Here is a 21,813-nt window from a genome sequence, read left to right as displayed (position 1 = left end):
AAGATCAATAACTATGCTCTGTCATTTAGCTTAATAACCAATCCATCGTCTGTTTCCCAGTAGCTGATGATATCCTCTTTTGACAGCCACCCAAGAACGAGGCATATATAATCATTTCTATATCCGGTTATTTCTACTAGTTCTTCAATTGCCAATCCTCGACCTGAAGAAAGCAATTCTTGTATATATTTTGCATCGATACTTATCGCTTCTTTCAACATAGTGCAATAAAACTTATTCAGGTAATACAATATACTGTTGAGATTGTCGGTAGAATGCTAAAGTAGTACATATGATAATTGATATTCGAACTATTATACATATGCTTCTATTTTTTATACCAAGCTTGTATTTACAGCTACTTAAAAGTAGAATAGGGTAAAATGCAGTCTTATTAATTGAACATATTTTTCTTTCCAACTGATAAACCAACCCTTTAAAAAGAGAATAATAAAAGCAAGGTTTTGCCAAAAAATACTCTTTCTGAGAAAGGAAGATTCTTTGAGTAAATCCGAAGGACTTGACCTTGATTAAATTATTCTCTTGATATATCTTCGTGGTTCAGATGAAAGAAAACTTAGTTCGCTTGTTTATAATACTCTTGAAAAGCATCGAACTCACCTCTAACCTTATTGACCTCAACATAAATCTTCTCATTTAGTATCTTGGCATAAATCTGAGTTGTAGTAATGTTTGTATGCCCAAGCATTTTAGAAACACTTTCTATAGATACGCCTTTGGTCAGCATAATCGTTCCGAATGTGTGGCGTGCGCAATGCGTCGTCAGCTTCTTCTTTATTCCGCACAAATTTGCGATCTCTTTTAAGTATTCATTGATCTTTTGGTTAGTGTGCATCGGGAGCAATTTATCTCTTCCCAATTTCCTATATTTACGAATAATGCTCAAAGGAATTTCCAATAATGGAATATTGGCTTCTACATCTGATTTTTGTCGGCTGTTACGTAACCATCTTTTTCAAGAATGGACTTATAATGCTTGTCTAAGGCTATCCTTATTTTATCTAAAGCATCATTGATCGTTACAGCTTCTTTTGTTCTGCCGATTGCTCTGCCTGTTTGGCTCCACATTTCAGGTTTTACAAATTGCAGGGAGCTAAACTCAGATTTATCTCCACTAATAGAGATTCTAACGCTGATACTTGTTAGTCCATCTTTGTTTACATTCTTCCTTCTGACTAAAAAAAGGATTCGATAGGTACTGTTCATAACTCAAAATTTTCACGATTCGACAAAATTATTGACTATCGCTTAAAGATTCAGCACCTCGAATAAAGCCAAGTTAGGTCATTGTAAGTCATTTAAAACCAGTGAGTAACTTGTTAAAAAGTGACTGACTTTTAATTTTTGAAATTCAGTCACTTATTTTTCACTCCACTACTGTCTTTCTTTGACTTTTGTTGGCCTCGATGAAAAAGAAAAAAGTCCGTTAATCTACTGACTAACAGACTTTATGTCTTTGTTTGGCATTTTGTGGCTTTTGACCTTTTTGCCTTTCGGTGGGCGTTGACGGATTCGAACCGCCGACCCTCTGCTTGTAAGGCAGATGCTCTGAACCAGCTGAGCTAAACGCCCTATTAGGGTTGCATTTTCTCTCAAATGCGATGCAAAGATATAGCTTTTTTCAATATTACAAAACATTTGAAATCTTTTTTTGAAAAATATTTTGAAACGAAATGACTTCAAGCATTTTAAAATCTTAATTTTTATCAATTAGCTAAATAGATTGCAAAGATTTAACTAATTTCGCAGCAATATAAATATATGACTTTAAAACGATGAACGTAAAAATTATAAATAAATCACACCATCCGCTACCCGAATATGCAACACCTTACTCTGCCGGAGTGGACCTGAGAGCAAATATTACCGAACCTGTAACATTGAAGCCGCTGGAGCGGACTCTTATTCCAACCGGCCTGTATTTGGAATTACCTCAAGGATACGAAGCTCAGATACGCCCCCGCAGCGGGCTGGCTTTCAAGCACGGTCTGACGGTATTAAACTCACCCGGTACTATCGACGCAGACTATCGTGGCGAAATCCGTGTCATACTTGTCAACTTATCAAATGATGATTTTGTTATAAACGACGGAGAACGTATATGTCAAATGGTTATTGCTTCACATGAGCAAGTACTTTGGGACGAAGTAGAGACAATTAACGAAACAGAGCGCGGAGCGGGAGGTTTTGGCCACACAGGCAAACAGTAATATTTAGAAACGTCATTTTTGATATGCATAAAAAAGCACGTGTTTTTTATTTAGTCTTACTTGTTATTGCAGGTAATCTTTTCTCTTTTGCTCAAAACAGTGGAATATCCGGTCCGATTACAACAAAGCTCTCTGTTGACGATAGCCGTAAATTCGACTACTTCTTTTATGAAGCAATGAATGCCAAAGCTACCAATCAATACGATGCGGTTTTCGACTACCTCAAATACTGTATGGCTATCGATTCTACGAATGCAAACGTATTGTATGAGCTCGGCAATTATTATAATTCCATTGAAAGTAAAAATAAGGCTATCGATTATTATCGCAGAGCCACGGTATACGATGGCGACAACTACTATTACAATATGGCATACGGAAGCATGTGCCTCGAATTTAAGCAATACAGCGATGCAATAGAACAATTCGAAAAGTTGATTGCCAAAGACCCGGATAATACAGAGCTATACATCTACTTATCGGAGTCATACCGTATGGATGGCACTTTTAAAAGTGCCATATCAACGCTGGACAAACTAGAGCAGATAGTGGGAATGAACGAAAAAATAAGCCTGCAAAAGTACCAATTATATACGATGATGAAGCAGGAGAAACAGGCTTTTGCTGAAATACAGAAATATATAGACAAATATCCACACGAAATCAAATACCAGATCCTTCTCGGGGATTTATATTTACAGGCAGGGAAACCACAGGAAGCGTACATGGTTTATAGCCGTGCCAAATCGATTGACCCCGATGATCCCTACCTCATCTCATCTATGGCTGAATACTACCAGCAGATAGGGAACAAGGATGCTGCAGAAAACGAATTACACATTGCTCTTGTTAGCCCTAAAATGGACATTGATACTAAACTGTCCATCCTCGCGCAGTATGTAGGTACGCTGCAAAGGACTCAAAAAGATACGCAGGCAGCTAACGCCCTGTTCGATACCCTGATGATACAGCATCCGCAGGAACCGAAACTCAACCTGATGTATGGAAACCTTTTGATGATGCAGAATAAAAAGGAGGAATCCCGTTTTCAATATCAGCTGTTTGCAGAAGCTAACCCCACAAACCCTGTTGGGTGGGAGCAGATGTTGTATACCACTTTCCCTGACAGTATCGATTTATCTATAAAGGTATGCGAACAAGCGCTTTCCTATATCACCGACCAGCCACAGTTCTATTTCTATCTGGGAGTTTCCCAATATATGAAGGAGAACTATAAGGATGCACTCACGGCCCTGCAAAAAGGGGTTGTGTATGTAGACGAAAATAACACAAAACTCCTGTCTGATTTCTACGGGCAGATAGGAGACCTTTATTATCAGCTGGAAAAACGAGACAGCGCCTTTGTTATCTATGATAAGGCACTTTCCTATGACCCGAATAATCTCGGCGTATTGAACAATTATAGCTATTATTTGTCTTTAGTAAAAAAGGATCTAGACAAAGCGGAACGGATGAGTAGTATTACGGTGAAAGCCGAGCCCTCAAATCCTACCTACCTCGATACATATGGGTGGGTATTATTCGAACAGGGAGCTTATACAATTGCCAAAATTTATATCGAGAATGCAATAAAATACAGCCAGGAAAAGAAGGAAGAGGTCAGCGCTGAAGTGCTGGAGCATTATGGCGACGTGTTATATAAAACGAATGAGCCTGAAAAGGCCTTGGAATACTGGGAAAAAGCGAAAGCAAAAGGAGATAGCAAGTCCAAAACCCTTGAGAAGAAAATAGAAACCAAAACTTTTATTGCTGAATAATGAACCTAAACGGATTAAATAAAATAGCTATACTACTGTTCATCATATCCGCATTATTTGCAGGAAGCAGTTGTAAATCGAAGAAAATAATTACCACCGGTGGAACTTTGGAGGAAAAATCGCATAAGCAGGTAATTGAAGATGCGTTATCTTCGCAAGTTAAGTTCAAAACGCTAACGACTAAAGGGAATGTCGAATTCAAGGCAGGAAACTCTTCCCAAAAAGTACCCGCCGTATTCAAAATGGTAAAAGATAGTATCTTGCAGGTATCAATTCGTATTCCAATCCTTGGAGGAGAAGCCATGAGGCTGACCATCACCCCTGATAGTATCTTTATGGTAGACAGGATGAAAAAACAATATATCGCCGAACGTTTCAAAGATTCGGAAGCTATTGCCAGTTTCGACTTTAACTTCTACAATTTGCAGGCTTTATTTACCAATAAACTATTTATTCCGGGCAATAGGGAAGTAACTGAAAAAGATTTTCAGAAGTATGATATATCATCGGTAAACGATGTCTATATGCTGAAAACAAAAGGAAAAGGCGATTTATTATACAACTTTGCCGTAGATGCCACCAATCATATCGCGTCAACATTGATTTACAACGAAAAGAAAAAGATAACCCTGCAATGGTCTTACAATGATTTCATCAAAGACAACAATCTGGTATATCCGACCAACATGCAGGCTAAGGTCGATGTTGCAAAAAGACGTGTCGATATTAATATCACATATGACAAATTGGAAATAGACAAAAGTTTCAGCATAGATAATTCCATATCACCCAAATACACCAAAGTGGATTTTTCTGATCTTATAGGCACATATATCAAAAAGAAATGAGAGTAGCAGTTTTTCTCTTTATTCTCCTTATCAGCATTTGTTCTTTCGCTCAAAATTCGAAAATAAAAGAACTCGAACAGCAAAGGAAGAACGCCCTGCGTGAAATATCGAATACCGACAAGCTGCTGAAAGAGACTAAAAGAAGCACTACTACCTTGCTGGACAGGATACAGCTTATATCCAATCAAATATTCTCGCGGCAAAAAGTATTAGATCTTCTGGGACAGGAAATAGCAGGTATAAATGCAGAGGAGAAACGGATTGAAGCCGAAATAACAATACTGGAAGCCGAGCTTAAAGACAAGCAGAGAAACTACTCGAAAGCCATTGACGGAATGCTTCAAAATCGCCAAAGTGAGAATAAAATGCTGTTTGTTCTCTCTGGGAAATCTTTGACAGAATCATACCGGAGGCTACGCTATCTGCGCGATTACTCGGAATGGAGAAAAGAACAGGCCTCAGAGATTAAGGATAAAAGCGCAAAACTAAAAGAACGGAAAGAAGCCCTCATAAAAACGCGGCATGAAAAAACCGCTTTACTCAGTCAACGCACTACCGAACAGGAAAACCTGAAACGCGAAGAAACAAACTATCAGGAAGAGGTCAGTGAAGCTCAGAAAAAGCAAAAAGACCTGCAAAAGATACTGACTCAAAAGCGCCAGCAGGCAGAAGCACTCGACAGGCAGATAGCTAAACTGATAGCCGAAGAGGTAGCCCGTCAGGAGCGGGAAGCAAAACGCATAGCAGCTGAAAAAGCCCGGGCTGAAGCGGCAAAAAGGGCTTCAAAGAAAAGTGGCTCTTTAACAACGCCTGTAACACCTCCTGAAGATGACGCGGCAAAAGTCGTAGCTACACCTGAAAATATAGCTTTGTCAAATAATTTTGCGTCGAACAGGGGGAGGCTCCCTTACCCGATAACAGGCAATTATACCATAACCACACGATTCGGCTCCCATCAGCACAGCCGTTTCGTTACCACATCGAGCAGCGGGATAGATATTCAATCGCAATCGGGAGCGGAAGCCAAATCTGTCTTCAACGGCGAAGTGACTTATGTAGCGGCCATACCGGGCTATAACACTTGTATTATTGTGCGTCACGGAAACTACTATACATTCTACGGAAACATACAGAGTATATATGTAAAGCAAGGCGACAAAGTTAAAACAGGCCAGTCCCTTGGCAAAGTATATACAGATGCGGATACGGGCCTTTCGCAACTGCATTTCCAGTTGTGGCAGGGAACCAACAAACTCAATCCCGAGCCTTGGTTGAGATAACGTAACCGGACTGCTATGAAAAGAGAACAATTCATCGAATTACCGAGAATCACAGACCGGAGGGGAACCCTCTCTTTCATAGAAGCCGGAAATCAGATTCCTTTTCCTATTGCGTCCGTCTGTTGGAAATATGGCAGTCAGTACAATGACTGCGACATATACAAAGCCCGGGATAAAGTAATAGTCGCTTTATCGGGAAGCTTTACCTTTTTGCTTGACAATGGTAAAGACGAGCGAAGGTGCATACTAAACAATCCGGCTCAAGCCCTTTATATCCCGTCCATAATGAGTTGCAGGCTTGAAGGCTTTTCAGCCAACTCCATATATCTGGTTATTTCGTCAGCTTCTTCTCCTGCCGGGTTACCCGGTGAAACAGAGAAAAATCAGTTAAAGACGTTCTCTGTAGAAGATTGTACTCTCATTAAATTTCCTCTGATACAGAATAGCGCCGAAAACATTCCATTCGATATAAAACGCATATTTTATATATACGACATCCCACCGGAACAGACAAGAGGTATGCATGCCCATAAATATTGCCACGAAGTATTGGTTGCTACAAGTGGTAGCTTTCAGGTAGAGCTGGATGACGGGACAAGTAAAAAAAATATAGTACTCGACCGGCCTGACCACGGACTGTATATACCGCCCGGTATATGGGCAACAGAAACAGAGTATTCATCCGGGACTGTCTGCCTGGCTTTAGCATCTGATGTATATGACGCAGAAAATTATATACATACCTATTCGGAATTTAAAAAATACCGGCAACATGAAAATTAAACTCTATAGTTCAGAATATAAGGACGCGTGGGACAAATTTGTACGTGACTCCAAAAATGGGACATTTCTTTTCTATCGTGATTTTATTGAGTATCATGCCGGCCATTTCAGAGATTACTCCCTGATGTTTTATCTGAACGATGTACTGGTGGCATTAATGCCCGGACATATGGAGGATAGGATATTTTATTCGCACAAAGGGCTTACATACGGAGGCCTTATTACGGGCGATAAGACTACTGCTGCAGATGTACTTTCCATATTCGAATATCTTACAACGACATTCCGGCATCAGGGAATCAGGAAGATTGTGTATAAGGCTGTTCCGCATATTTATCATATTCGTCCTGCCGAAGAGGATTTATACGCGTTGTTCAGACATAAGGCGATACTCACATCATGCAATATATCTTCTACCCTATTACTTCCGGACAGAACAAAATATTCGGACTTGCGTAAACGGGGCGTAAAAAAAGCCCTAAAGAACAATTTGGCCGTAAAAAAAGCCACAGACTATTCCGGTTTCTGGCAAATACTTTCCCGGAATCTGAAAGATAAATACGAAACAGAGCCTGTTCATTCTTTAGCTGAAATAGATTATCTGAAAAGTAAATTTCCGCGTAACATACATCTGTTCACTGTCGGGAATACAGATAGTAACATAATAGGCGGCTGTCTTGTCTTCGAAACAGAAAGAGTAGCGCACGTTCAGTATGTAGCGGCAACGGAAGAAGGGAAAAAACTCGGAGCTATAGATTTAGTTGTCGACCATATAATAAATACAGCATTCGCTCACAAAACATACTTCGATTATGGCACATCGACAGAAAACGGCGGCTGGCACCTGAACGAAAACCTGATACACCAAAAAGAGGGATTCGGAGCACGGGGGACTGTATATAATATTTATACAATTGATTTATCTATATAGCGTAATTGACAACCTTCGACTCATAGTTTTTTTGAGAAAAAGGGCAGATGAAAAATAGTGTAAAATGTGTTAGGTTTGTAACCTTTTTGGATTGCTCCTACAAGAAAGAGAAAAGTAACAATAAGAAATTGTGTAAAAAGTGTCAAGTTTGTCAACTTTTAGAATGAATCGAAAACCCTCTTTAGAGTTATCACATAAATAGAATGAGTTTAAATTCCTTTTTTAGAAAGAAGAGTATCGATAGTATATCCGGAGATGGAGACTCTATCGGGTCAGGAATGAAAAGAGTATTAGGCGTGAGAGACCTCACTCTTTTCGGTATTGCCGCCATTGTTGGCGCGGGTATTTTCAGCACTATCGGGCGGGCGGCATTTCACGGAGGGCCGGCAGTATCGCTTCTCTTTGTATTTGTGGCTATCGCCTGTGTGTTTACAGCCTTGTGTTATGCACAATTTGCATCCATGATCTCGGTCAGTGGCAGCGCCTATACATATACATATGTATCACTGGGTGAGATATTCGCGTGGGTGATCGGGTGGGCGTTGATACTGGAATATGCCGTATCGAATATGGTGATCGCCATTTCCTGGTCGGAATATTTCACTACCCTGCTCGAAGGTTTTGGCATTATATGGCCCGACTGGCTTGGCATCGGATATTCGACAGCTTACAAAGCGTATAACATAGTATCACAAGGCGTTACAGATTTACCGTATCACACCATCAAAGCAGCGCAGACATACCAGAATGCACCCGAGCTTTTCGGTACGAAAATACTGATAAACCTGCCTGCCGGATTGGTTGTTACAGCCCTCACATTCCTTGTTTTCATCGGCATTAAGGAATCCAGGTTTGTGAACAACCTGTTGGTGTATCTCAAAATCGGTATCATACTATTGGTTATCGGAGTAGGAGTTTTCTTCGTAAAGCCTGAGAACTGGTCGCCATTTGCACCTAACGGGCTGCAAGGAGTGCTGGGAGGAGTCGCTGCCGTATTCTTCGCCTTTATCGGATTCGATTCTATATCTACTACAGCCGAAGAAAGTAAGAATCCGCAACGGGATATGCCCCGTGCCATGCTCTACTGCCTGGGTATCTGTACCGTACTTTATGTAACGATAGCACTGGTCCTGACAGGAATGGTCAACTACAAAGAGTTAGGAGTGGACGATCCTCTGGCGTACGTATTTCAGGTGGTGAATATGGACTTTGTAGCAGGTGTTATTTCCGCGACTGCAATTATTGCGATCACGAGCGCCATCCTTGTTTTTCAGATAGGACAGCCGCGCATATGGATGAATATGAGCCGCGACGGACTCCTTTGGCCTAAGTTTGGAAAGATTCATCCGAAATATAAGACCCCCGCTTTCTCTACCATTATTACGGGAATAGTCGTCTGCGTGCCGTCGTTGTTTCTGGATATGCAGTTTGTTGTAGACCTTACCAGTGTGGGCACATTCTTCGCTTTCATCCTTGTATGTGCGGGAGTGTTGTTCCTCGATCATAAAGGAGACAGTAAAAAGGCGAAATTCAAGGTGCCTTATATAAATGGACAGTATATCATTTTCATATTACTCATAGTTGCAGTATATTTGTTCGTCAGTAAGACCGATTTCCGGACAGTCATAAGCGAGAAACCGCTGTTGATTGTTTTCTGGGCTGTATGGCTGGGATTATCGGCGGCGGCATTCAAGTATAAGTTTTCGCTATTGCCTGTCATGGGGATTCTTACCAACTTATACCTGATGACAGAGCTTGGCTGGTCCAATTGGGTCATGTTCATCATCTGGCTGGCAATAGGATTAGTCATATATCTGGGATACGGATATCATAAAAGTAAACTGGCTGCTGCTAAAACAGTAGCGACACATATAAAAGAATAAGAAGAATGAAGGAAAAGGAAATGATTTTCGGCATACGTGCTGTAATAGAAGCGATCGAAGCCGGAAAAGAAATAGATAAAGTAATAATCAGGCGCGAACTACAAGGCGACTTGTCGAAAGAATTACTCGCACTCCTGAAATCCCATGATGTCGCTGTGCAACGTGTGCCGAACGAACGGTTGGACAGATTTACCCGGAAAAATCATCAGGGTGTTATCGCGTTCCTTTCGGCGATCACTTACGAAAAGATTGAAGATATCGTTCCTTTCCTTTACGAAAATGGGAAAGATCCCTTTATCCTTATACTGGACGGTATCACCGATGTCCGCAACTTCGGAGCCATTGCCCGTACCTGCGAAGTGGCGGGTGTTAATGCAATTGTTATTCCGGCAAAGGGGAGCGTAACCGTAAATGCGGATGCGGTAAAAACATCGGCAGGGGCATTACTCAAAATTCCGGTTTGCAAAGAACCGAATCTTACTTCTGCAATTCAATTCCTGAGAAACAGCGGAATAAAAGTTGTGGCCGCAAGCGAAAGAGGAGCAGACATCTACACCGAGGTAGATTATACAGGCCCCATAGCCTTTGTGATGGGCGCTGAAGATGTCGGTGTAGCGAACGAAAATCTGCGCATAGCCGATAATCTGGTAAAAATTCCTCAATTCGGCACTATTGGTTCACTGAACGTATCGGTGGCCGCGGGGGTGCTCATCTATGAAGTTATCCGCCAAAAAGGACTGAAATAAGTAAATGAGAGGATTTAATGCAATATTTTTTAGTTCTAACTAGCTATTAATGTTTCAGATATAAAAATAATAAAAAGGTCTGAGACCTTAAAACATAATCTTAAAATATAAAGCGATGAAGAAAGTAATAGCCACAGATAAGGCTCCTGCAGCAATAGGCCCATACAGCCAGGCGATAGAAGTAAACGGACTAATATTTATTTCGGGACAGTTACCGATCGACCCGGCTACCGGGGATTTTCCTTCCGAAGACATTAAGGAGCAGACAGCGCAATCCTTCAAGAATATCAAAGCCATACTTGCCGAAGCAGGGCTAACAGCAGATAATATCGTGAAAACAACCGTATTATTAAATGATATAGCAAATTTCGCCGGGATGAACGAGGTATATAACGCACAGTTTACCGGCACATTTCCTGCCCGTTCAGCTTTTGCCGTAAAGGATCTTCCGAAAGGCGCTTTGGTGGAGATAGAAGTGATTGCTGCACGGTAATCGTGGAATAAAAAATAGTTGAAATGAAATATCCTTTCGATTATTGCGTTTCTCATTGTGAAGAAACTCAGGAAAATGACTTTTGAAGAGAAATATATGTACCGTTGCCTGCAATTGGCTCAGAATGGGAGAGGCTTTACAAGCCCCAACCCGATGGTAGGTGCGGTTATAGTCCATCAGGGCAAAATTATTGGCGAAGGTTACCATCGTCAGTATGGCAAGGCACATGCCGAAGTAAATGCAGTAAAGAGCGTTGAAAACAAAGCATTGCTAAAGGATTCTACAATTTATGTTTCTCTTGAACCTTGTTCTCATCACGGAAAAACCCCTCCCTGCGCCCAGCTCATAATAGACAATAAAATACCTAAAGTGGTGGTTGCATGCCTCGATCCTTATCCTGCCGTATCTGGCCGGGGAATAAAGATGCTGCAAGAGGCAGGCATAGAGGTCGTTGTGGGAGTGTTGGAGAAAGAGGCTCAGGCTCTCAACAGAGCGTTTTTTACTGCGCAAACCCGGAACCGGCCTTATATATATCTGAAATGGGCACAGACTCTGGACGGCTTTATAGATAAAGAACGATGTGACGGGGAGAAGCCGCAGCCCACTCCTATTTCAAATGAATTTTCACGCATGCTCGTGCATAAGAAAAGGGCCGAGACCACAGGTATTATGATAGGAACTAATACAGCGGTAAACGACAATCCATCTCTGACAACACGCTTCTGGTATGGGAAAAATCCTGTACGGATCGTGATAGACAGACAAGGCAGAATACCTTCGGATTACCACTTATTTGATGGAAAAGTAAAAACAATCATATTTACAGAGAAGGATTTATACGAAAAAGAATCCGACAACGTTATTTATATCCGGACGAACTTTAATGAAAGTCTCCTTGAAAATATATTCTCCATATTGAAAAGTTACAAGATAGACTCGGTCCTTGTCGAAGGCGGACGCGAATTGCTACAAAGCCTGATAGATATACAAATGTGGGATGAGGCATATATTGAAACCTCAAAAGTCTGTTTTGGTAAAGGAGTAAAGGCTCCGGATATTAGAGGATATGTCTTAAACAAAGGATATTGGGGAACATCTGAATATGTGCATTTACGCACTACAGATACTTATAAAATTATATAAATATTAGATTTATTGAGGCGTAAGCCGAAATTCTTTCTATTTTTGCACATTGATACTGAATAAATCTGTTTAAACTAATGAGATTGAAGCAAATTACTAAATTATTATTCATCTTTTTATCTGTCTTTGCACTAAGTTCATGTAATGACAGTTCATCTGATTACGATACTTCCGGATTATCGGGAGACTCACAGATTTCGAGCTTCAAAATAGCGGCATTGCCCTATACTGCTATAGATACGGTAAATTATCCGTCGCTGGCGACAACAAGGTTCTCTATAGACCAGATTAGCCGGCTGATATACAATGCCGACTCACTACCCTACCAGACCACTCTGAGGAAATGCGCAGTTACTCTATCGTATGCGGCCGGAAGTATAGGAAAAGTAGAATTAGTATACCCTAAGGACTCTGTCGTTGATTGGAATACTACCGATTCGGTAGATTTTTCGACTTATCTGTATCCTAAATTCAGGATTACTCCTCTTAATGGTAAAGAACCAAGGGAATACACTATAAAGATATTGATACATAAGGAAGATCCGGATACATTGATATGGAAAGAAAATGTGCCAACAGGTTATCCGGCCTCCTTCGATAAACAAAAAACCTTACTGGTGAACGGGACATTCTATACATTCACCGCCCGCACAGATAATAAAATATATTTATCTAAGGCGAATAAGCCTGATAACATAGAGGCAGCTCTGTCTTACGGAGATAATCAGGCTCTATCCGGCGAGCTTGATGCATCTGCTCTGGAAAGCATAACATTCTTCAACAATAAATTCTATGCTGTCGATAAAAATAAACAAGGTTATACAGCAGGTATAGAGGGCATTTCATGGAGTAAAGACGGAATAAGCAACGATGTGACAAGCATTGTTGGAGTAGTGCCTACTTTAAATGCCGCTACTGACTTACTTCTTGTTGTTACTCGTGACTCGTTAGCAACAACTACCGACCTGAAAACATTGAAACCTATATACGAAATAGATAGCGATTTCCCGACAACAGGATATTCATCACTGACTCATAACGACAGAAGTAATCTGAATAATTGCGTATTAACTGTTACAAAGAATATTAGCGGCTTAGGTTATGTAAAGACATGGTCTATAAAGACAACCAGTGATAATAGCCTTCAGGTTACTTTTAATCAGTCTAATCCGGTAATTCCTAAAAAAGATGGAATTGTAACTTTCTTATATGATGGGTATATGTATGCCCTGACCGGAAACAGCTTTTACAAAACAGTAAGCTACGGATACAAATGGATTACTGCACCTAACAAGGAGATGTTAGACACAAGAATTCCTAAAGCATCGGGACAATCGGTTATTGTAGATGAAAAAAATTATATCTGGGTATTCGGCGGAGTACCGGATTCGGGAACAAGCCCTATACAAAAGGTTTGGATAGGCAGAATAAATAAACTTAGAACAAAACTCTAGGATCTGAGATTTGAGTGATATACTTTTAGTCCTGCTTTCTGCGTTAGATAAATAAGAACAGAATACAGATTAATAAATGAGTAAAAGGAAGATATTATTTACTTTACTATTGATTATCATCTATTCTCCCCTCTCATTCATCGAACTTAAAGCACAAGATGATTATAAGTATGAGATAGGAGGGATGGCCGGTACATCCTTTTATATGGGGGATGCCAATAAGAGTAAATTGTATCAGAACCCGGGATTGTCGGCAGGTGTTGTCTTCAGATACAACAAAGATCTGAGATGGTCTGTGAAAAGTAATTTTGTAATTGGAAAAGTTTCGGGTGACACCCGCGATTCGGGGAATAAATATCCGTTCGGGCAGGAAATCTCTTTTAGCCGGATGTTTTATGAACTGGGTAGTCAGATAGAGTTTAACTTCTTCAATTATAGTGATAAATTCGGTTACTTAGGAGCTAAACGCATATCTCCATATATATTTACAGGAATAGGCTTTACGTTAGGCTCGGGCAGTAAGACATTTTTTGACGCTAATATTCCAATCGGGATTGGAGTAAAATATAAATTGAAGGACAGACTGAATCTTGGATTTGAATTCTCTTTCAGAAAACTATTCAGTGATTCTTTCGATGTTACAAAGGATGGGGATGGACTGAGTCTGGATGCACCTTACAAAATAAATGGAGGCGCCTTTAAGAACAACGACTGGTATTCTCTTACTATGATAAGTTTAACATGGGATTTTGGAGCAAGAATATGTCCTTGCCTGAATATTGATTAATTATTAAACCAAAATACAGATGTCATATCTTGACCAAATAGATAAAACGCGGGTACCTAAGCATATTGCCGTCATAATGGATGGTAACGGGCGATGGGCCAAACGGCAGAATCTGGACCGTACATTCGGTCATAAAGAAGGGATTTCGGCCGTACGCAGAGCTATTGAAGGCGCATCAAGAGCAGAGGTCCGTTATCTTACGCTTTATACATTTTCTACCGAAAACTGGAAACGTCCGGAAGAAGAGGTGAAAGCCCTGATGAGCCTGATGGTACAGGCTGTAGCAAATGAAACACCGGAACTGGTTAAGAATAACGTCCGTGTAAAAGTTATCGGAGATATTGACCGGTTACCGGAAGATACAAAAAAAGCATTGGATCACTGCCTTGAAACAACATCTGTATGTACCGGTACAACCGTTATTTTAGCTTTAAGCTATTCTTCCAAATGGGAGTTAACCAGAGCAATGAAAAACATAGCTATTGACGTTAAGTCCGGAAAGATAAAACCAGATGAAATAACAGAAGACCTTGTCACATCTTATCTGGAAACAAAAAACATTCCTGATCCTGATATATTGGTAAGGACCGGAGGAGAATTACGCATAAGCAATTTTCTTCTTTGGCAAATCGCTTATTCCGAACTCTTTTTCTCCGATGAATTGTGGCCTGATTTTAATGAAGAATCCTTGTATAAAGCGATTGTTGACTTCCAGAACAGAGAAAGACGATTCGGAAAAACCAGTGAACAAATTTCAGGCAAATCCTGATCTTTTTGTGTCAACCCTATATTATAGATAATAAAAACAGGTTTAAAATATTAGAAAGTAACTACGAAACAAAATATGTTCAAAAAAAGTTTATTTTTTCTATTCATTATCTTCTTCTGCTCAATTTCAGTAGCCGTAAAAGCTCAGGGAATTACAGACAGCGCAGAAATTAAAAATGTGAATAAAGCCCTTCAGGTAAATGTGGACAGCCTGCCGGTTATCTCTTACAACACCAGTAAGAAATACGAAATAGCAGATATGAAGCTTTCCGGAATCGTAAATCCCATGTATGAAGACTTCACGTTGTTTGGCTTTGCCCAGCTACAGGTTGGAGACAAGATTGAAATCCCCGGACCGGAAATAACAAATGCAGTTAAACGCTTCTGGAGACAAGGCCTATTCTCTGATGTGAAAATCCTGGCAACCAAGATTGAAGGTAATAAAATATGGTTAGAAATAAACCTGAAGGAACGCCCTCGTATATCGGACATAGTATATACCGGGATGAAAAAAAGTGAGCGGCAGGATATTGAGGCCAAGATAGGGATGGTAAAGAACCTGCAAATCACACCGAACCAAATGGATCGGGCTAAAACTATCATAAAGAAATATTTTGATGAAAAAGGGTTTACCAAAGCTGAAATCACATTAAGTGACAAGCCCGACTTATCAAAGGAAAATCACGTTATCCTTAATATTGACGTAGTTAAGAAGAACAAGACAAAAGTCAACAAGATCACGATAGAAGGTAATACTGAAGTTAAAGCCAGAATACTGGAGAAAGCCATGAAAAAGACTCGCCACAAGAGTAATTTTAAGTCTTGGATAGCAAACTTCCTCCGCTCTACCAAATTCGTATCCGAAAGTTATGAAGAAGACAAAGAACTCTTAGTAGAGAAGTATAACGAGCTTGGCTACCGGGATGCTATAATCACATGGGACACCGTATATGCCGATGTGCAGAAACCGGACAAAGTGAACATAGAAATCAAAGTGGATGAAGGGAAACAATACTTTCTCAAAGATATTAAATGGGTTGGAAATACCGTGTATCCTACCTGGCAGTTGCAGCAATTGCTAAATATGAAACCGGGAGATGTATATAATCAGAAGAAACTGACTGAACAGTTGTCCGCTAATGAGGAATCTGTAATGAACTACTTCTATCAGAACCATGGTTACATATTCTCTAACGCCGACCCTGTGGAAGTAAACATAGCAAACGACTCTATTGACCTGGAAATACGTGTCTCTGAAGGGCCGAAGGCTTCTATCAGAAAAGTAACTATTGCAGGTAATGACCGTGTATATGAAGATGTTGTGCGTCGCGAATTACGGGTTAAGCCCGGAGCACTTTATAGCCGCGACGACATTGTGCGTTCACTGCGTGAAATCGCTCAAACAGGACACTTCGACCCTGAAAACTTAAATCCGGGCATTGTACCGGATCCTGAATCTGGAACTGTTGATATCAGCCTGCCATTAGTGTCCAAGGCAAATGACCAGGTAGAATTCTCTGCCGGATGGGGACAGACAGGTATTATAGGTAAATTAAGTTTGAAATTCTCAAACTTCTCATTAAAGAATATGTTGAACCCTAAATCTTATAAAGGGATTATTCCTCAGGGAGAAGGCCAGACACTTACATTGAGCGCTCAGACAAATGCTAAATACTATCAATCATATTCTGCATCATTTATGGACCCTTGGTTTGGAGGCAAGCGTCCAAACTCTTTATCAGTAGGAGTATATTATTCAAGGCAAACGGACATTAACAGCCGCTATATCAACAATAATTATGGATATGGATACGGGTATGGGTACGGATATGGATACGGAAGCGGATACGGAAGCGGCTATAGCGACTACAGCTTCGCAGCCGACCCTAATAAGTCTATACAGATGATTGGAGCCTCGGTAGGATATGGAAAACGCTTGAGTTGGCCGGATGACTACTTCTTTGTACAAGCTGAACTATCTTATCAGTTATACAGAATGAAAGACTGGGCATACTTTATTGTAAAAGATGGAGTTTGTAACAACCTAAGTGTGAATCTTTCATTGAACAGACGTTCTATCGACAATCCGGTATATACCCGCCGCGGTACGGATATATCCCTTAGCTTACAGATAACACCTCCATTCTCGGCTTTTGATGGCAAAGACTATGCCAGCATGAAAGCAGATGAATATGGTTATCAACCGGGCGAAAAGTTCAAATGGATAGAATATCATAAGTGGAAATTTAAAGCGAAGACTTTTACATCTTTATATGATACTAAAAAGACTCCGGTCCTGATGACCCGTACAGAATATGGATTTGTCGGATATTTCAACAAAAATAAGAAATCTCCATTCGAAACATTCTATATGGGGGGTGATGGTATGTCAGGATATTCAAGTACATATGCGACAGAAACAATCGGACTACGCGGTTACGAAAACGGTTCATTGGGTACACAGGCAAGTGCATACTCACGTTTGGCCCTTGAATTGAGATATCCTCTTATCCTGGAACCATCGTCAACGATTTACTTGCTTACATTTGTTGAAGCCGGTAACGCATGGAATGACCTGAAAAAATTCAATCCATTCGATCTTAAACGTTCTGCCGGCGTAGGCGCACGTATCATGCTCCCTATGATTGGACTGATGGGTATAGACTGGGCATATGGATTTGATTCAGTTAGCAGTACAGGAGAGAAGAGTGGTAGTCAATTCCACTTTATTATCGGACAAGAATTTTAATCAGGCCGGAATTAACATTATTTATAGAACCCGCAATAAACAAATGCATAAACTGTGTGTCTAATATATATCATCAAAAATCAACAGTTATGAAAAGAATTTTATTATTATTCGCTTTATTTATAGGTATAACCGCTGGAAGCTATGCTCAAAAGTTTGCTCTTATAGATATGGAATACATATTGAAAAATATAAGTAGTTATGAGACTGCACAGGAACAACTTAACGTAATGTCCCAAAAATGGCAAGGCGAAGTAGAGAAAGTGCAACTCGACGTAAAGAACATGTACAAGAAATATCAGGCCGATCTTGTTTTCCTGTCTGCTGAACAGAAGACCAAAAGGGAAAATGAAATAGTAGAGACAGAAAAAAACCTGCAGGAACTAAACAAGAAATATTTTGGACCTGAGGGGGAACTCTTCAAGAAGAGGGAAGCTTTGGTGAAACCCATTCAGGATGATATATATAATGCTATAAAAGAGATATCCGAAGCCAAAGGCTATCAGCTTGTTCTCGATAGGGCATCGGCGGAGAGCGTTATTTTTGCATCTCCAAGAATAGACATTAGCAATGAAGTTCTTGCAAAGCTCGGATATTCAAAATAATTATTTATATTTGTCCTCAATAATATAGAATTAACCACTTAAAAGAACTTATAACTATGTTTAAAAAGCTAATCCTATTGCTTATAGTAATAGCGCCTATGTCAATGTTCGCTCAGGATAAAATTGCATACATCAATGCAAATGAAATCTTCTCCAAGATGCCTGAACTAAAAGACGTTGAAACTAAACTTGCAGCAAAAAGCGAAACAATTAAAAAGAATGCAGCAGCTATAGAAGCCGAATACACTAAGAAAGTAGAAGAGTTCCAAAAAGACACCACAAATTTAACCGAAAGCATTCTTCTCGACAGACAAACTCAATTGGATGGACTAAGAGACAGATACCAAAACTTTATTCAAACCAGCCAGGCTGAATTTGAGAAAGAGCAGCAAACGCTAATCACTCCCATTCAACAAAAAATGAGACAAGCAATTAAGGAAGTTGGCGATGAAAACAACTATGCATATATCTTAGATGCCGCCACTTTATTGCACATAGGCTCACATGCGACAGATGCGAGCAAAATGGTAAAAACTAAATTAGGAATTACAGACTAATAGTCTCATACATAATAAGAATAGGCTAACCCGATAAGGATTAGCCTATTCTTATTTTATTTTGCTGGTCCGAATCTTTATATCTTAGCCAACGCTTGTTCCAGATCGGCCTTAATATCGTTGACATTCTCAATACCGACCGAAATACGGAGTAAGCCCGGTATAGCTCCCGTAGCCACTTTTTCTTCATCCGACAACTGTTCATGAGTAGTTGCCGCAGGGTGAATAATCAAAGACTTAGCATCTCCCACATTCGCCAAATGGCTTATCAGTTCAAGAGAGTTTATCACTTTATCGGCATTTTCCCCCGGGCCTTTTACCTTGAAAGACAGAACACCTCCAAATCCATTCTTAAAATACTTTTTAGCCAAAGTATGATAAGGGCTGCTTTCAAGTCCCGGATAGTTCACATATTCCACTTTCGGGTGCTGTTCCAGCCATTTTGCAATAACCAACGTATTTTCTACATGCCGTTCAACACGCAAGGACAATGTTTCCAAACCCTGTAACAAAAGGAAGGAATTAAATGGGCTGATTGTATTTCCCCAATCACGAAGTCCTTCTACACGGGCACGGATAGTAAAGGCAATATTACCGAACGGGCCATTTGCCCCAAAGACATCCCAAAACACCAAACCATGATAGCTTTCGGAAGGAGCTGTAAATTCAGGAAACTTACCATTGCCCCAGTTAAACTTTCCACTATCTACAATAACGCCCCCCAGGGAAGTACCATGTCCGCCAATCCACTTGGTAGCACTCTCTACTACGATGGTAGCCCCATGTTCCAAAGGACGGAACAAATAGCCTCCTGCCCCAAAAGTATTATCTACAATCAACGGAATATCGTGTTTTTCCGCCACAGCTGCAATAGCCTCAAAATCGGGTATATTCAAGTCAGGATTACCGATTGTCTCCAGATAGATCGCTTTTGTCTTACTGTCCACCAGCTTCTCGAAAGAAGCAGGCTCGTCATCCGGTGTAAAACGCGCTTCTACACCCAAACGCTTGAACTGCGATTTGAACTGATTATATGTACCACCGTAAAGATGAGATGTAGTGACAAAATTATCCCCGGCCGACAATATATTATTTAACGCGATGAATTGTGCAGACTGACCGGAAGAAGTGGCCAGCGCGGAGGCTCCACCCTCAAGGGCTGCGATACGCTTTTCGAAAACATCTGTTGTCGGATTCATCAGACGGGTATAGATATTCCCAAACTTGCGCAGACCGAACAAATCGGCTCCGTACTGCGCATCGTCAAATGTATACGAACTTGTCTGATAGATAGGAACTGCGCGTGAACGCGTTACCGGCTCTTTTTCCTGTCCGGCATGTACCTGAAGGGTTTCAAATTTATACTTACTCATCTCTACAATTTTTATATGATATATACTATTTAAAAAGTAACACAGGAAATAATTAATAATGAAAGAACAACGTTCGGCGAAGTCAATCAGGGGGTTCGTCCTGCCAGTTAAAAGCTGTACGCTAATAACTCGTAGGTATATAGATAAATATTTATCCGATAATAATTATTATAAGTATGAGTAACCGGCAGATAATGCCAATTACTCAACTAAATTTAATAACCAAACAATTTAACTATATACATGATTAAAGGGGATACTCCTCAAAGGCATACAGGACTGTAGATAAGTAGCGCTCGCCTGTATCGGGTAAGATAACAACAATGTTCTTACCTTTATTTTCAGGTTTCCTGGCCAACAAGGTTGCTGCATAAGCCGCAGCTCCTGAAGATATTCCCACAAGCAGGCCTTCTTCTCTGGCCAACTCACGGCTTGTGCGTATTGCATCATCATTACTAACCTGAATTATTCCATCTACAACAGAGGCATCATATGTTTTAGGAACAAAACCTGCTCCGATGCCTTGTATTTTGTGTGGTCCCGGTGTGCCTCCCGACAGGACAGGGGAATCAGCCGGTTCAACGGCTATAATCTTCACATTCGGATTGTATTTTTTCAACGCCTCTCCTACTCCGCTTACTGTTCCACCTGTACCGACTCCAGATACAAAAATATCGACTTTTCCATCTGTATCACGCCAGATTTCTTCAGCGGTAGTACGTTTGTGAACTGCAGGGTTAGCAGGATTGGCAAACTGCTGCAAGATCACCGCTTTCGGATTTTCTTTCTGCAATTCTTCAGCCTTCGCAATAGCACCTTTCATACCCTCAGGTCCTGGTGTTAAAACGATATTAGCACCTAATGCTTTCAACAAATTGCGACGTTCGATACTCATTGTCTCCGGCATCGTCAACGTCAGCTTATATCCTTTAGCCGCAGCTACAAAAGCAAGTCCTATACCGGTATTACCACTGGTTGGCTCTATCAACTCGCTGTCAGGCCTTAGGATACCCGATGCCTCTGCATCTTCTATCATCGCTTTGGCAATACGGTCTTTTACGCTGGAAGCAGGATTGAAATATTCCAGTTTTCCAATCACAGAAGCTTCAAGCCCGTGTTTCTTATTATAATTTGAAAGCTCCAGCAATGGAGTGTTACCAATAAGGTCTGTTAGTTTTTTAGCAATTTTTCCCATAAGATTATAATTTTAATATCTGATTTTCAATAATACAAAGGTATATGCTATTCTACATTTATGAAATCGCTAAAGTAAGGTATTTTCATACCATAAACATGGTATATTTCAGATTAAATGGGCTCTAAGTGAATAATAACGGTACATGGTAAAAATTTCACCTGTTCATACAGCCTATTTATTCTCCTGCCCTTACAGAATGTCCGGCC

20 protein-coding genes, 1 tRNA gene and 1 pseudogene are annotated in these 21,813 nt (G+C 40.4%); 16 read left to right on the top strand and 6 right to left on the bottom strand.

Annotated features, from left to right (window positions below):
- Positions 1-11 precede the first annotated feature (11 nt).
- From B3317_RS06275 to B3317_RS06260, 4 genes and pseudogenes are all read right to left on the bottom strand, one after another.
- Positions 12-221, bottom strand: coding sequence for a winged helix-turn-helix domain-containing protein (locus B3317_RS06275; protein ID WP_291109714.1), 210 nt, complete (start codon positions 219-221; stop codon positions 12-14).
- Between the two features lie 356 nt (positions 222-577).
- A pseudogene (locus tag B3317_RS06270) lies at positions 578-976 on the bottom strand (site-specific integrase); the annotation flags it as partial.
- Positions 937-1,227: an Arm DNA-binding domain-containing protein gene (locus B3317_RS06265; protein ID WP_291109712.1), complete on the bottom strand. Its 291-nt coding sequence runs from the start codon at positions 1,225-1,227 to the stop codon at positions 937-939. The gene B3317_RS06265 and the pseudogene B3317_RS06270, both read right to left, overlap by 40 nt.
- Before the next feature lie 291 nt (positions 1,228-1,518).
- Positions 1,519-1,593 (bottom strand) — tRNA-Val (locus B3317_RS06260).
- 203 nt (positions 1,594-1,796) lie between these two features.
- Between B3317_RS06260 and dut the strand changes: the two genes are divergently transcribed.
- The 16 genes from dut to B3317_RS06180 all read left to right on the top strand — a co-directional run bounded on the left by dut (position 1,797) and on the right by B3317_RS06180 (position 19,036).
- A complete protein-coding gene (gene dut / locus B3317_RS06255; RefSeq protein ID WP_291109710.1) occupies positions 1,797-2,231 on the top strand; it encodes a dUTP diphosphatase in 435 nt (144 codons plus the stop codon).
- 23 nt (positions 2,232-2,254) lie between these two features.
- A complete protein-coding gene (locus B3317_RS06250; protein WP_291109708.1) occupies positions 2,255-4,009 on the top strand; it encodes a tetratricopeptide repeat protein in 1,755 nt (584 codons plus the stop codon).
- A complete protein-coding gene (locus B3317_RS06245; RefSeq protein WP_291109706.1) occupies positions 4,009-4,857 on the top strand; it encodes a DUF4292 domain-containing protein in 849 nt (282 codons plus the stop codon). Before B3317_RS06250 ends, B3317_RS06245 begins: the two co-directional genes overlap by 1 nt.
- Positions 4,854-6,137: a murein hydrolase activator EnvC family protein gene (locus B3317_RS06240; protein ID WP_291109704.1), complete on the top strand. Its 1,284-nt coding sequence runs from the start codon at positions 4,854-4,856 to the stop codon at positions 6,135-6,137. Before B3317_RS06245 ends, B3317_RS06240 begins: the two co-directional genes overlap by 4 nt.
- A gap of 15 nt (positions 6,138-6,152) precedes the next feature.
- Positions 6,153-6,920, top strand: a complete 768-nt coding sequence (locus B3317_RS06235) for a WxcM-like domain-containing protein (RefSeq protein ID WP_291109702.1) — start codon at positions 6,153-6,155, stop codon at positions 6,918-6,920.
- Complete coding sequence (locus B3317_RS06230) at positions 6,910-7,851, top strand: GNAT family N-acetyltransferase (protein ID WP_291109700.1); 942 nt, start codon at positions 6,910-6,912, stop codon at positions 7,849-7,851. Before B3317_RS06235 ends, B3317_RS06230 begins: the two co-directional genes overlap by 11 nt.
- A gap of 203 nt (positions 7,852-8,054) precedes the next feature.
- Positions 8,055-9,734 (top strand): amino acid permease, encoded by a 1,680-nt coding sequence (locus B3317_RS06225; protein WP_291109698.1) that lies wholly within the window; start codon positions 8,055-8,057, stop codon positions 9,732-9,734.
- Between the two features lie 5 nt (positions 9,735-9,739).
- On the top strand, positions 9,740-10,480 hold the full coding sequence (rlmB, locus tag B3317_RS06220; RefSeq protein ID WP_291109696.1) for a 23S rRNA (guanosine(2251)-2'-O)-methyltransferase RlmB: 741 nt from the start codon (positions 9,740-9,742) through the stop codon (positions 10,478-10,480).
- 115 nt (positions 10,481-10,595) lie between these two features.
- Positions 10,596-10,973 (top strand): RidA family protein, encoded by a 378-nt coding sequence (locus B3317_RS06215; RefSeq protein WP_291109695.1) that lies wholly within the window; start codon positions 10,596-10,598, stop codon positions 10,971-10,973.
- A 75-nt stretch (positions 10,974-11,048) separates the two neighbouring features.
- Positions 11,049-12,116: a bifunctional diaminohydroxyphosphoribosylaminopyrimidine deaminase/5-amino-6-(5-phosphoribosylamino)uracil reductase RibD gene (gene ribD, locus B3317_RS06210; protein WP_291109693.1), complete on the top strand. Its 1,068-nt coding sequence runs from the start codon at positions 11,049-11,051 to the stop codon at positions 12,114-12,116.
- 77 nt (positions 12,117-12,193) lie between these two features.
- Positions 12,194-13,570, top strand: a complete 1,377-nt coding sequence (locus tag B3317_RS06205) for a DUF6242 domain-containing protein (protein WP_291109691.1) — start codon at positions 12,194-12,196, stop codon at positions 13,568-13,570.
- Positions 13,571-13,646: 76 nt separating this feature from the next.
- On the top strand, positions 13,647-14,357 hold the full coding sequence (locus B3317_RS06200; protein WP_291109689.1) for a DUF6089 family protein: 711 nt from the start codon (positions 13,647-13,649) through the stop codon (positions 14,355-14,357).
- Positions 14,358-14,376: 19 nt separating this feature from the next.
- On the top strand, positions 14,377-15,126 hold the full coding sequence (locus B3317_RS06195; protein WP_291109687.1) for an isoprenyl transferase: 750 nt from the start codon (positions 14,377-14,379) through the stop codon (positions 15,124-15,126).
- Positions 15,127-15,201: 75 nt separating this feature from the next.
- Entirely contained in the window at positions 15,202-17,874 is a 2,673-nt protein-coding gene (gene bamA, locus B3317_RS06190) for an outer membrane protein assembly factor BamA (RefSeq protein WP_291109685.1), read from the top strand.
- 89 nt (positions 17,875-17,963) lie between these two features.
- Positions 17,964-18,479, top strand: a complete 516-nt coding sequence (locus B3317_RS06185; RefSeq protein ID WP_291109683.1) for an OmpH family outer membrane protein — start codon at positions 17,964-17,966, stop codon at positions 18,477-18,479.
- A 56-nt stretch (positions 18,480-18,535) separates the two neighbouring features.
- Entirely contained in the window at positions 18,536-19,036 is a 501-nt protein-coding gene (locus tag B3317_RS06180) for an OmpH family outer membrane protein (protein WP_291109681.1), read from the top strand.
- Between the two features lie 77 nt (positions 19,037-19,113).
- Here the strand turns inward: B3317_RS06180 and B3317_RS06175 are convergent, their stop codons facing one another.
- Positions 19,114-20,409: an O-acetylhomoserine aminocarboxypropyltransferase/cysteine synthase family protein gene (locus tag B3317_RS06175; protein ID WP_291109679.1), complete on the bottom strand. Its 1,296-nt coding sequence runs from the start codon at positions 20,407-20,409 to the stop codon at positions 19,114-19,116.
- A 247-nt stretch (positions 20,410-20,656) separates the two neighbouring features.
- Positions 20,657-21,604 carry a cysteine synthase A gene (cysK, locus tag B3317_RS06170; protein ID WP_291109677.1) on the bottom strand — a complete coding sequence of 316 codons (948 nt, stop codon included), beginning with the start codon at positions 21,602-21,604 and terminating at the stop codon, positions 20,657-20,659.
- Between the last annotated feature and the right edge of the window lie 209 nt (positions 21,605-21,813).

This window comes from Dysgonomonas sp. UBA7710 (genome assembly GCF_002482385.1).
Lineage (GTDB): Bacteria > Bacteroidota > Bacteroidia > Bacteroidales > Dysgonomonadaceae > Dysgonomonas.
The sequence above is the reverse complement of the archived record's forward strand: the minus strand, read 5'-3'. Positions and strand labels throughout refer to the sequence as shown.

Bases quoted from the DNA above. Each gene is read 5' to 3' on its own strand.
- B3317_RS06245 (WP_291109706.1), top strand. From the start codon at position 4,009: ATGAACCTAAACGGATTAAATAAAATAGCTATACTACTGTTCATCATA.
- B3317_RS06265 (WP_291109712.1), bottom strand. From the start codon at position 1,227: ATGAACAGTACCTATCGAATCCTTTTTTTAGTCAGAAGGAAGAATGTA.
- B3317_RS06185 (WP_291109683.1), top strand. From the start codon at position 17,964: ATGAAAAGAATTTTATTATTATTCGCTTTATTTATAGGTATAACCGCT.
- B3317_RS06240 (WP_291109704.1), top strand. From the start codon at position 4,854: ATGAGAGTAGCAGTTTTTCTCTTTATTCTCCTTATCAGCATTTGTTCT.
- B3317_RS06175 (WP_291109679.1), bottom strand. From the start codon at position 20,409: ATGAGTAAGTATAAATTTGAAACCCTTCAGGTACATGCCGGACAGGAA.
- B3317_RS06230 (WP_291109700.1), top strand. From the start codon at position 6,910: ATGAAAATTAAACTCTATAGTTCAGAATATAAGGACGCGTGGGACAAA.
- B3317_RS06180 (WP_291109681.1), top strand. From the start codon at position 18,536: ATGTTTAAAAAGCTAATCCTATTGCTTATAGTAATAGCGCCTATGTCA.
- bamA (WP_291109685.1), top strand. From the start codon at position 15,202: ATGTTCAAAAAAAGTTTATTTTTTCTATTCATTATCTTCTTCTGCTCA.
- rlmB (WP_291109696.1), top strand. From the start codon at position 9,740: ATGAAGGAAAAGGAAATGATTTTCGGCATACGTGCTGTAATAGAAGCG.
- B3317_RS06275 (WP_291109714.1), bottom strand. From the start codon at position 221: ATGTTGAAAGAAGCGATAAGTATCGATGCAAAATATATACAAGAATTG.
- B3317_RS06235 (WP_291109702.1), top strand. From the start codon at position 6,153: ATGAAAAGAGAACAATTCATCGAATTACCGAGAATCACAGACCGGAGG.
- B3317_RS06215 (WP_291109695.1), top strand. From the start codon at position 10,596: ATGAAGAAAGTAATAGCCACAGATAAGGCTCCTGCAGCAATAGGCCCA.
- B3317_RS06225 (WP_291109698.1), top strand. From the start codon at position 8,055: ATGAGTTTAAATTCCTTTTTTAGAAAGAAGAGTATCGATAGTATATCC.
- dut (WP_291109710.1), top strand. From the start codon at position 1,797: ATGAACGTAAAAATTATAAATAAATCACACCATCCGCTACCCGAATAT.
- B3317_RS06195 (WP_291109687.1), top strand. From the start codon at position 14,377: ATGTCATATCTTGACCAAATAGATAAAACGCGGGTACCTAAGCATATT.
- cysK (WP_291109677.1), bottom strand. From the start codon at position 21,604: ATGGGAAAAATTGCTAAAAAACTAACAGACCTTATTGGTAACACTCCA.
- B3317_RS06205 (WP_291109691.1), top strand. From the start codon at position 12,194: ATGAGATTGAAGCAAATTACTAAATTATTATTCATCTTTTTATCTGTC.
- B3317_RS06250 (WP_291109708.1), top strand. From the start codon at position 2,255: ATGCATAAAAAAGCACGTGTTTTTTATTTAGTCTTACTTGTTATTGCA.
- ribD (WP_291109693.1), top strand. From the start codon at position 11,049: ATGACTTTTGAAGAGAAATATATGTACCGTTGCCTGCAATTGGCTCAG.
- B3317_RS06200 (WP_291109689.1), top strand. From the start codon at position 13,647: ATGAGTAAAAGGAAGATATTATTTACTTTACTATTGATTATCATCTAT.